The organism is Bacillus sp. FJAT-29814, assembly GCF_001510715.1.
Classification (GTDB): Bacteria; Bacillota; Bacilli; order Bacillales; family Cytobacillaceae; genus Neobacillus.
The window spans coordinates 253,455-263,599 of sequence record NZ_LMTJ01000010.1; the positions used below are offsets into that span (position 1 = coordinate 253,455).

8 protein-coding genes are annotated in these 10,145 nt (G+C 39.9%); 4 read left to right on the forward strand and 4 right to left on the reverse strand.

Annotation, left to right across the window (positions count from 1 at the left end):
- Positions 1-2: 2 nt before the first annotated feature.
- Positions 3-668, forward strand: a complete 666-nt coding sequence (locus tag AR334_RS24750; RefSeq protein WP_066320243.1) for an amino acid ABC transporter permease — start codon at positions 3-5, stop codon at positions 666-668.
- A gap of 27 nt (positions 669-695) precedes the next feature.
- Positions 696-1,424, forward strand: coding sequence for an amino acid ABC transporter ATP-binding protein (locus AR334_RS24755; RefSeq protein WP_172799301.1), 729 nt, complete (start codon positions 696-698; stop codon positions 1,422-1,424).
- A gap of 114 nt (positions 1,425-1,538) precedes the next feature.
- Here the strand turns inward: AR334_RS24755 and AR334_RS24760 are convergent, their stop codons facing one another.
- The 3 genes from AR334_RS24760 to AR334_RS24770 form a co-directional block, all read right to left on the reverse strand.
- Positions 1,539-2,561 (reverse strand): acyltransferase, encoded by a 1,023-nt coding sequence (locus AR334_RS24760; protein ID WP_066320253.1) that lies wholly within the window; start codon positions 2,559-2,561, stop codon positions 1,539-1,541.
- 80 nt (positions 2,562-2,641) lie between these two features.
- The gene (locus AR334_RS24765; protein ID WP_066320255.1) at positions 2,642-3,784 is read right to left on the reverse strand and encodes a glycosyltransferase family 1 protein; all 1,143 of its coding nucleotides are present in this window, start codon (positions 3,782-3,784) and stop codon (positions 2,642-2,644) included.
- Between the two features lie 30 nt (positions 3,785-3,814).
- Positions 3,815-5,140: a UDP-glucose/GDP-mannose dehydrogenase family protein gene (locus tag AR334_RS24770; RefSeq protein WP_066320261.1), complete on the reverse strand. Its 1,326-nt coding sequence runs from the start codon at positions 5,138-5,140 to the stop codon at positions 3,815-3,817.
- A gap of 248 nt (positions 5,141-5,388) precedes the next feature.
- Between AR334_RS24770 and AR334_RS24775 the strand changes: the two genes are divergently transcribed.
- A complete protein-coding gene (locus AR334_RS24775) occupies positions 5,389-7,548 on the forward strand; it encodes a choice-of-anchor I family protein (protein ID WP_082693103.1) in 2,160 nt (719 codons plus the stop codon).
- 118 nt (positions 7,549-7,666) lie between these two features.
- On the opposite strand, the gene AR334_RS24780 is transcribed toward AR334_RS24775, so the two are convergent.
- Positions 7,667-8,347, reverse strand: coding sequence for an SIMPL domain-containing protein (locus AR334_RS24780; RefSeq protein ID WP_066320263.1), 681 nt, complete (start codon positions 8,345-8,347; stop codon positions 7,667-7,669).
- 240 nt (positions 8,348-8,587) lie between these two features.
- On the opposite strand from AR334_RS24780, the gene AR334_RS24785 reads away from it, so the two are divergent.
- On the forward strand, positions 8,588-9,778 hold the full coding sequence (locus AR334_RS24785; RefSeq protein ID WP_066320265.1) for a macrolide family glycosyltransferase: 1,191 nt from the start codon (positions 8,588-8,590) through the stop codon (positions 9,776-9,778).
- Positions 9,779-10,145: the final 367 nt, after the last annotated feature.

The following is a 10,145-nucleotide window of genomic DNA, read 5'->3' on the forward strand; positions in this document are numbered from 1 at the left end:
CATTGCCGAGTTTTTCACATTTTTTTCAAACATTAACGGAAACAAAAGGTGTATTCATAAAAGCGATGATTTTAACTTTAGAGCTGACGGCTGTTTCCATCCTAATCGGGATCGTCATCGGACTTTTCTTTGCCTTATTAAAAATCTCTAAAATAAAAATTTTGGAATTCTTTTCCGATACATATATCTACTTAGTCCGCGGAACACCGCTGATTGTGCAAATATTTATCCTCTACTTCGGAATTAGCGGGATTTTCCTCCTCCCGGATTTCTGGGCCGCTTCACTTGCCCTGGCCTTACATAATGGAGCCTATATTGCCGAAATCTTTCGTGGAACGATTCAGGCAGTCGACAAGGGGCAGATGGAGGCAGGCCGCTCATTAGGGATGACAAAAGCGCTGACATTAAGGAGGATCATACTTCCGCAGGCATTCCGCCGGGCGCTGCCGCCATTAGGCAACCAATTTATCATCGGTTTAAAAGATTCTTCGTTAGCTGCGTTTATCTCCATGAATGAGTTGTTCAATGTGGCGACAACATTAGGGTCCAATAATTTTGATGAAATGACTTATTTACTAATTGTAGCAGTTTACTATTTATTGCTGGTGGCGCTGCTGACATTTGTAGTGAATCGATTTGAACAGAAGCTTGCAGTAAGTGATAGATAGGAGGCGAGGACATTGGAAACAAAAGAAATGATTAAAATCAATCATCTAAATAAGTCATTTGGAGACTTGCATGTTTTAAAAAATATTAATATGACAGTATATGAAAGTGATGTCGTTTGTTTAGTAGGAGCGAGCGGCTCGGGGAAAAGTACCCTCCTTCGCTGTTTGAACTTTTTAGAAAAAATGGATAACGGAAACATTATTATTGAAGGAAATGAAATCGACCCTGCTACTGATAACCTTAATAAGATTAGGGAAAAGGTAGGAATGGTGTTTCAACATTTCAATTTATTCCCGCACAAAACCGTTCTCGAAAATATCATTGAAGCACCCATCATGGTAAAGGGCGCTGCCAAAGAGAAAGCCATCATCAAAGCAAAACAATTACTGAATAAAGTAGGCTTGGAGGATAAGTCAAATGTCTATCCTAGTAAACTATCAGGCGGACAAAAACAACGGGTGGCGATTGCCAGAGCACTCGCGATGGAACCGGACATCATGCTTTTTGATGAGCCAACCTCGGCACTTGACCCCGAGCTTGTGGGCGAGGTATTAACAACCATGAAAGAGCTGGCTGAAGAGGGAATGACTATGGTTGTCGTTACCCATGAAATGGGCTTTGCCAAAGAAGTGGCGGATTGGATTGTCTATATGCACGATGGAAAAATTGTTGAGCGCGGCACCCCGGAGCAATTTTTCAACCATCCGAAAGAGGAGCGAACACAGGAGTTTTTAAAGACAACTATGCTCAAATAAATATACAAGGCCCTGCCCATATGATTGGGCGGGGCTGGAGTCGAGGGTGACGTATTATTCCGATTGAAACACTTCATTGAACAGGGCAAGCGGAACACTTATATAAAATTGCTTTTACCTCAAAAAAGGCTGACGGGACTTTAGATATTGTAAAACGCGGTACGTCATATAGGATAAAGTAAAGACAAGTAAGGCGTCCAATATGTTCCACAAAAGGTTATGAGAGAGGTGCGCCAATCCGAGTGAGTTGAACAAAATGTCCACAATATCAATCAATAGAACATGGATGGCATAGATCCCCAAAGCGTTGCCACCTATTTTGGTAATCGGCTGGCCCTTTCCAAGGCGCGGGTAATGGATGATGAATAAAAATAACATCACAGTTAGGAATATGGTCGATAAAAAGTATTCACCATGTTTCGCAGACAATTGCTTTTCCAGCCAATATCCCTCCATAGCCTGAAGCACAAAGAAGAAACCGAGCAGCAGAAAGTACGTCCGTTTTTCCCACCTAATAGATTGAATGAAAGGCAATGCACTGGCAAATGAGAATCCCATGGTTGTATAAAATAAACCAATAAACAGGGCATCCCGGGTGGACAATGTAATTTCAAAGAAAAGAGAATAGGATTGTCCAAATAGACCTGCTATATTTAAACAAAGGCTAAGGAACAAGAGCAACGATATTTTTTTTAGCTTAAAAAAGAGGTATACAGCAGCCGTACTCCATGCTAGGGAAATAACAAACCACAATTGGTATCCGCTTGTACCGTGTCCATAATAAAACAGATTGAGAGCTGTCAATCCATCAATGAACTTGGCTAACTCGTGTTTCACGTCTCCGCTGCTCAAAGAAATCCGCATCACATCATAAAGGATATAAAACAAAAGCCAACTGACATAAATTTTCAGCAGTTTTGTTACATACCTTTTAAAATATTCTATTGATTTGGTATGATGGATGACTTTGAGACCAAACAAGAACCCTGAAGCAGCAAAGAAAAAGGGGACGGCAAACCTGGAAAAGTTATCAAGAAGAAAGAACCCAAGCTTATCGTCACTTGGGAAAGTATGAATGACCACAACCGCCGCAATCGCAAAAAATTTAACAAAATCAATCGCAAAGTTTCTCTCCATCGATCCGCCCTCAATCTCCTGGTTCTACTGACAATCAGTCCTACTAGTATCTCCTAAAAATTAAACTTTTTATTAGCTGCTTAGGCATATTTTCGTTCGTTCTGTTCTTCGATAACCTCTGTGTACTGCCAAATTAGATTTTCAAAAATACGGTTCCAACTTTGTGTTAGCGCATAGTTTCTCCCGGCCATCCCCATTTGCTTTCTAATGGAACTATTATTAATAAGATGAATAATCGCTTTTGTAAATTCTTCTACATTCCCCGGGGTGCATAAAATTCCGTTTTCACCAGATTTAATAATATTTTTTACACCGCCCGAATTCGCGCCAATCACAGGAATGCCACTGGCAAGTGCCTCAAGAACAACATTTCCGAATGTTTCAGTCGAAGAAGGAAAAACAAATAGGTCGGATGCGGAATAGGCTTGAGCTAAACTTTTTCCATTTAGGTAGCCTGTAAAAATGACGTTAGTTGGTGCTTGAGCTTCGAGTTTTTCACGTAGTGGACCATCCCCAATGATCAACCACTGTATTTTTTCATTTAATTCTGCGGGCATAGATTTTGCCACAGCTAGAAGCGTTTCCGGATCTTTTTCTGGCGCTAGCCTGCCAACGTAAGTCAGCAGGTGCTTTCCTTGAGAACGGTAGAGACTTTTGACGGCCACAGTATCATAATCAGGGTGGAAAAGCTTACAGTCTACGCCTCTAGGAAAAATCTCTAAATTGGTAAATCCGTGCTGTTTTAGCTGCTGGTACGTATCAATGGAGGGAACAAATATTTTTTCAAAAGGTCGATGGAACCAATGCATATATTTCCAAACAATTTTTGAAAGATAGGGCATTCCATAGTACTGTAAGTAACGGTCGAAATTGGTGTGATAGGAACCGACAAGAGGAATGTTACATTTTTTTGCAAGATAAACACCGCAAAGTCCGATGGAAAAAGGAGTGGCAACATGGATTAAATCCGGAGAAAAATCCTCAACGATTGACTTGATTTCGAGAAGATTTGGTACAGCCAAGCGACATTCAGGATATAAGAAAAACGGCAGGCTCGTAAATCGGTGAATATGGGCCGATATATATTCTTCCCCATTGGAAGTTGGGGCAAAGACTTTAAAGGTGATTTTTTGCTCGGCAAAATAATTTGTCAATCGTTTAAGGGTCTGGGCAACACCATTGATGTCAGGATCAAATGTATCTGTGAAAATGGCAATCTTCATATCATCCCTCCTCCTTAAAAATGCAGCATTTTATCTATTAACAAGACTTTTTTTAATAATAGCGCGCCTTCCTATTGATAGATACGTAATCCAATGCTTTTGAATTTCTTCAAGCACGTAGCAATTTCGCCCATCAATGATGATCGGGTTTTTCATAAAGGAAGGAAATATTTCAAGTGGGGCATATTTAATTTGGTCCCATTCTGTGGCGATAATCGCCAGTTCGGCTTCGTGAAGTGCAAATCTAAGATCATAGGCGTATTCAATCATATCGCCAAACATGCGTTGTGCGTTTGGAATTGCTGCCGGATCATAAGCTCTAATAATGGCTCCTTCATTGAGCAGTTCGTTTACAATCCTAATCGAGGCTGAACCGCGGATATCATCCGTATCAGGCTTGAATGCCAATCCAAGCAATGCAATTTTTTTACCTTGTAACGAGCCTATCGTTTCTTTTGCCATCAAAACAGGCAAGGATTGTTGCCGATTATTGACGTTAATGACAGCCTCTAGTAAATCAAAATGATGTTCAACATCATTGGCAATTCCTAAAAGTGCTTTTGTATCTTTAGGGAAACAAGACCCGCCATAACCAATTCCTGCCCTAAGAAAGTCAGGACCTATCCGTTTATCGAGCCCGACTCCAAACGCCACTTCCTCAATATCAGCACCGACCTTTTGGCATAGGTTGGCAATTTCGTTAATAAAACTAATTTTCGTTGCCAAAAAAGCGTTGGAAGCATACTTGATCATTTCTGCACTCCTAATATCCGTTGTAATGACCGGAATATTTAAGGGTTGGTACACTTTTTTCAAAATTGAAGCTGCCTCAAGATTATCGGTGCCGATTACGATTCGGTCGCCATGGAAAAAATCATGAACAGCTGAGCCTTCCCGAAGAAATTCAGGATTTGAAACCACCTCGACACGAAGAGTCGGAGCCTTTTGATTGTCGATCATCCGTTGAATAACGTCGTTTGTTCCGACTGGCACAGTACTTTTTGTGCAAATAATGACGTCATTTTCAATATAGTGAGCTATTTGTTGGGCAACCTCATGGATATATTTGAGTTCTACTGAACCACCGGGCATCTCAGGGGTTCCTACGGCAATAAAAATGATTTCAGTAGTTGAATAGGCAAGCTGAGGGTCAACTGTAAAGGCTAATTTGCCGTTTTGAAGATTTTTTGCCAAAAGGTGTTCAAGCCCTGGCTCGTAAATGGGCAAACGATTGTTTTGAAGAGAGTCAATTTTCTTCTTTTGAATGTCTATGCATGTGACCTGATGTCCTAATTCAGCCAAACAAGCACTCGTAACCAATCCCACATATCCTGCTCCAGCAACGGTAATTTTCATGGAATCCCCCCTAAGGTAGCTTACTTAAAATATAGTAGGAAAATAAGGATTTTATCTAAACTTGGTGTAAAAAGTGTGTAAAGACTTCATTAACGTTAGCTTCGTTTTGTCTATCAACCTTTAATTTTTTACAAAAATATATAGTGAATTTACAAATACTCCATAAATTTAAAATATTCATATTCTATACTTCTACTAAATGTCTAAATTTGTAGAAAAAGTTGGTAGGATGAGAAGGAGGAAATGGGATGAAGAGAAATGAAACGTTCACTCGGTTCAGTAAGACTTTTTTAGCCAGTACTATACTAGCTTCAGGCATCGGAATGAATATGCTTGATGCAAATGCAGCCACATCGATTCAAAATTCGATAGAGGTCAAAAAAATTGCTGGGTATAGCATGGGTTTACCAAATGAAGATGGTGGCGTTGCCGAAATTGTTAAATACAATGCTGATAACGAAAAATTTTACGCGATTAATGGATATGGTCAAACCATCGATATTGTTAGTCTTAAAGATTTAACCTCTTCTGAAACCGTCCAACAGCTGCAAAAAGAGAAATCTATCAATATTGCAGACGCGGTAAACGAGGGTACTTTTAAATATGGAGACTTAACAAGTATTGATATTAACACGGCTCATGACATAATTGCTGCAACGGTTCAAGATGCTGATTATACAAAAAACGGAAAAATAATCGTCATGAATTATGACGGAGAAATTCAAAAAACCTTCGAAACAGGTGTACAGCCAGATATGGTTAAAATATCAGCTGATGGAAAGTATATTTTATCAGCTGATGAAGCGGAACCGCGAGGGGGTCTTGATGCAGCAGACCCGGAAGGATCAGTAACGATTGTCGAAGTGGAAACGGGTAAAATAACCAAAGTAAAGTTTGATGACGAAAGTGTCATAGATGACGACGTTCATATTCGAAACAGTGGAACAAAAGCAGATGCTATTAAAGATTTGGAACCTGAATACATAGCTATTTCAAACGATGGTAAAAAAGCATTTGTTACATTACAAGAGAATAATGCGATTGCAACGATTGATATTGAAGCAGGGAAAGTATTATCTGTGAAATCTCTTGGATATAAGGACCATTCTTTGCCTGGAAATGAAGTGGATGCTGCAAACAACGGAAAAATAGAATTTGAAAGACTTCCTATTTTAGGGTCTTATATGCCAGATGGCATTTCTTATGCCAACATTGGCGGTACGGATTACCTGATTACTGCGAATGAGGGAGATGCAACGGAGTGGCCTGAAGAGGATCCGACGTTCATCAATGTAGCAAACTTTAAAGATGTAAAGGATACGATTACCCTTGACACGAATCTTTTTAAAGGGATGACAGCAGAAGAAGCACAAGCAGCATTTGATAAAATGAAAAGTTCCGATAAAGATTATGGGAAGCTTGAAGTATTAACGGATCGTGGAAATGATGCCATTTATACATTGGGCGGACGCTCATTCTCTATTTGGAAAGCCGATACGATGGAACTCGTTTACGACAGCGGCAGTGACTTTGAAACGATTACAGCAGAGCGTTATCCAGCCTATTTTAACTGGTCGAATGATGATAATAAAATGGATAAGCGCAGTGCGAAAAAAGGGCCAGAACCTGAAGATGTAAAAGTCGGCATGATAGGCGATCAGCTTTATGCCTTTGTGGGACTTGAGAGAATTGGCGGCGTGATGACCTATAACATTTCCAATCCAGAAAACGTCCAGTTTGTAAACTATATAAACAGCAGGGATTTTTCTCAAGCTGTTGCGGGCGATGTATCACCAGAAGGTCTTGAATTTATTGATGCTCATGTAAGTCCTACAGGGCGTCCGCTTGTTTTAGTCGGAAACGAGGTTAGCGGAACTGTTTCTGTTAATGAATTTCAAGTGGATCCTGTGAAACCTATCAAAGGAATTACACTAGACCAAACAAACGTTAGTCTTAAAGTGGGTGATACGGCAAAATTAACTGCGAGCATTTTGCCAGCTGACACCACAGACAACAAGGAACTAACTTGGAAAAGCTCTAATGAAAAAATTGCAACGGTTACGCAGGATGGCAAGGTAACGGCAATCGCTGAAGGAAACGTAACCATTACCGTTCAAACTAAAGATCGATCGCACTCAGCGACTGCTGCCATTACCGTTACGCAACAAACTCCAGCGGAGAAACCAAGCAGCCTGAATCAGGATGTGAATAAGAACGGAGACAGCTCGATTCCTTCGAAAAATAGTGCAGCCGGGTCCAATGCAAATGGAAATCAACTCCAAAATAATCAGTCTGGAAATGAACTTCCTAATACAGCAACAAACCATTTTAACCTTGTAGCAATCGGTTCTATTTTTGTGGTCTTAGGTGGAATTCTCTTACTTATAAGAAAGAGAAAAATAGTTTAAGAAGATCCAACCTATTAAAAGGCTTAATCATCTTTTTGATTAAGCCTTTTAATTTTGAGGAAAGTGCCAGTCACTCTGAATTGAGGGACCAACCTTCTCGTCTAACTTCCGCTTCAAACTATAAAATATAGGAATACTTTACCTGAAGCGACGCATTTATTTTTAGTTTACCGGGCTGAATTGGCGTTCCCGCTTCACTTTTTGCAAAAAGGGCAGGCTGCAGAGGAATGATTGGTGGTGTTTGGTTCAATTCCTGTATGGATAGTGGAACCTTATTTAGCTTTACACCCATTTCCCTCGTTAGTTCCACAGCTTTAAATTGCGCATCACTCAGAGCAAGTGCCAACGCCTGGCTGTAATAAATCTGCGGGTTTTTTACTTTAAATTCAATATTTGTAATGGTGTTTGCCCCATTCCTAACCGCTGTATCAACAATAAATCCCGTCCGTTCTATCTGATGGTTTTGGACTTGAAGCAAATGGACTACTCTATACCCCCGCAATGTTTGTTTGCCATTTTCGTAATCATAGACCATTTCGATTCGGTAATCAGCCGTTTTAATATTCTCCTTTGAAATCCCCGAGTTTATGAGTGACTGTATCACTTTAGTCGTTGTTTCATTATTTTCTTGTTGGGCGTTTGTAAGGTTCGGATCTTCAGAATTTACACCCATTGTAATAATGGACATATCTGGTGTTGCTGACACCGACCCTTCCCCTGTTAGTTCCAAAATATTTTGGTCATTTCTTGAAACAGAACCCCATACCGGCTGTGCCTGCCTCCATGGTTGATTATACATTTGCCGCACTTCCCTTCATTGAAAATCCCTCCATATAGTGTATTAGAAAAATTTTAAAATAGATAACAAATCCCCGTTTCAAATTACTTCTGCCCGACTAGTTATATATGGAGCTGATAAGTATAATAGTAAAGGATGCTGGATGACTTGATGTATGATTACCTTGTAGTCCATTCTCTGTTAATTAATGTCACGGCGGACTTCCTAGAAAAATAACTTTATCCATAAGGTGGCGATATCATGGCACGAGTTTTATTTATTAATGGCGGGTCAGAAGGACATGTCAATCCAACGGTGGGGGTAGTGCAAGAGCTTATTTCGCGTGGGGAAGAGGTCGTGTATTTTACAATTGAGGATTTTCGTGAACGGGTGGAAAAGACGGGTGCAACCGTTAAAACCTTTGATGCTCAAAAGTTTATAAATGCATTTATTTCAGGCGGCAGAAAAAATTTACTCGAAAGAATCAACGGTCTTCTGCTTACGGCAGATATCATGATACCTAGTGTTCTGGAGCAAATCGAAGGGGAGCGCTTTGATTACATCATCCATGATTCGATGTTTGGCTGCGGACGTTTACTGGCAGAAATCCTTAAGCTTCCGGCCGTTAATTCCTGTACATCGTTTGCACAGTCAGAAGCATCATTCAATCACATGTTCACACAGCTTGTAAAAAATATTCCTACGGATACTTTCGATGAATACAAAAGGCTGTCGGCAGCTGTGGAGGAGAAATATGGAGTGAGAATCCAATCTCCATATGAAGTCTTTTGTAATCCCGCACCGCTTACAATCGTTTATACGATAAGAGAGTTACAACCTTCTATAGAAGAATTCGACCAATCATACAAATTTGTCGGTCCATCTATCACCTCACGTCAAATGGAAGGTAACCTTGACCTAACCCTAATCAAGGGGAAAAGCCTGATTTATATTTCATTGGGAACTGTCTTCAATCAGGCAGTTGATTTCTATAAGCTTTGCTTTCACGCCTATGGGAATACGGAGCATACCGTGGTTATGTCGATTGGGGGAAAAGTTCAACCTTCTGAGTTGGGTGAAATCCCAGGAAACTTCATTGTAAAAAATTATGTTCCGCAAACGGAGATACTGAAACATACGAAATTGTTTATCACGCATGGTGGAATGAACAGTGTCCACGAAAGCCTCTATTTTGGGGTTCCGCTCATTGTCATCCCGCAAAGCGCGGATCAACCAGCCATTGCCAAGCAAGTTGCCCATATCGGCGCAGGCATTCAATTACATATGCAAACATTGACTGCAAATCAATTACTTGAAGCGTCAGACCGTGTATTAAACCAGCCATCTTTCCTTAAGGCTTCGTTGAAAATGAAGGATTCCTTGCAAACATCAGGCGGGTATCGGCAGGCAGTGAATGAGATTTTTGAAATGAAAAGGATACATACAATCTAAATAACAATTCTGCAGATGCATGAGATCAGTTACCTTCAGAAAGGTTATAAAAAAATGAGAAATTTTCTCTGAGTAAAATTATTTGAAAAAAATGATTGACGTGAATTAAATATTTTAGTAAGATAATATTTGTCGCTGCGGAACATTAAAAAATTCCTGAAAAACAGTTGACTTTTAAAACAGATTTCGCTAAAATAAACTCCTGTCGCTGATTGGGTTTAATTATTCCCAAAAAATGATTTGACTTGATAGCGGAAAGATGGTATATTGTTATTCTGTCTTTGGAAATTGTTCTTTGAAAACTAAACAAACAAAAACGTCAACAATAAAACATTCATTTCTTTCGAAATGAAGCCAACGTAACATT

Bases quoted from the DNA above. Each gene is read 5' to 3' on its own strand.
- AR334_RS24755 (WP_172799301.1), top strand. From the start codon at position 696: ATGATTAAAATCAATCATCTAAATAAGTCATTTGGAGACTTGCATGTT.
- AR334_RS24760 (WP_066320253.1), bottom strand. From the start codon at position 2,561: ATGGAGAGAAACTTTGCGATTGATTTTGTTAAATTTTTTGCGATTGCG.
- AR334_RS24765 (WP_066320255.1), bottom strand. From the start codon at position 3,784: ATGAAGATTGCCATTTTCACAGATACATTTGATCCTGACATCAATGGT.
- AR334_RS24770 (WP_066320261.1), bottom strand. From the start codon at position 5,140: ATGAAAATTACCGTTGCTGGAGCAGGATATGTGGGATTGGTTACGAGT.
- AR334_RS24775 (WP_082693103.1), top strand. From the start codon at position 5,389: ATGAAGAGAAATGAAACGTTCACTCGGTTCAGTAAGACTTTTTTAGCC.
- AR334_RS24780 (WP_066320263.1), bottom strand. From the start codon at position 8,347: ATGTATAATCAACCATGGAGGCAGGCACAGCCGGTATGGGGTTCTGTT.
- AR334_RS24785 (WP_066320265.1), top strand. From the start codon at position 8,588: ATGGCACGAGTTTTATTTATTAATGGCGGGTCAGAAGGACATGTCAAT.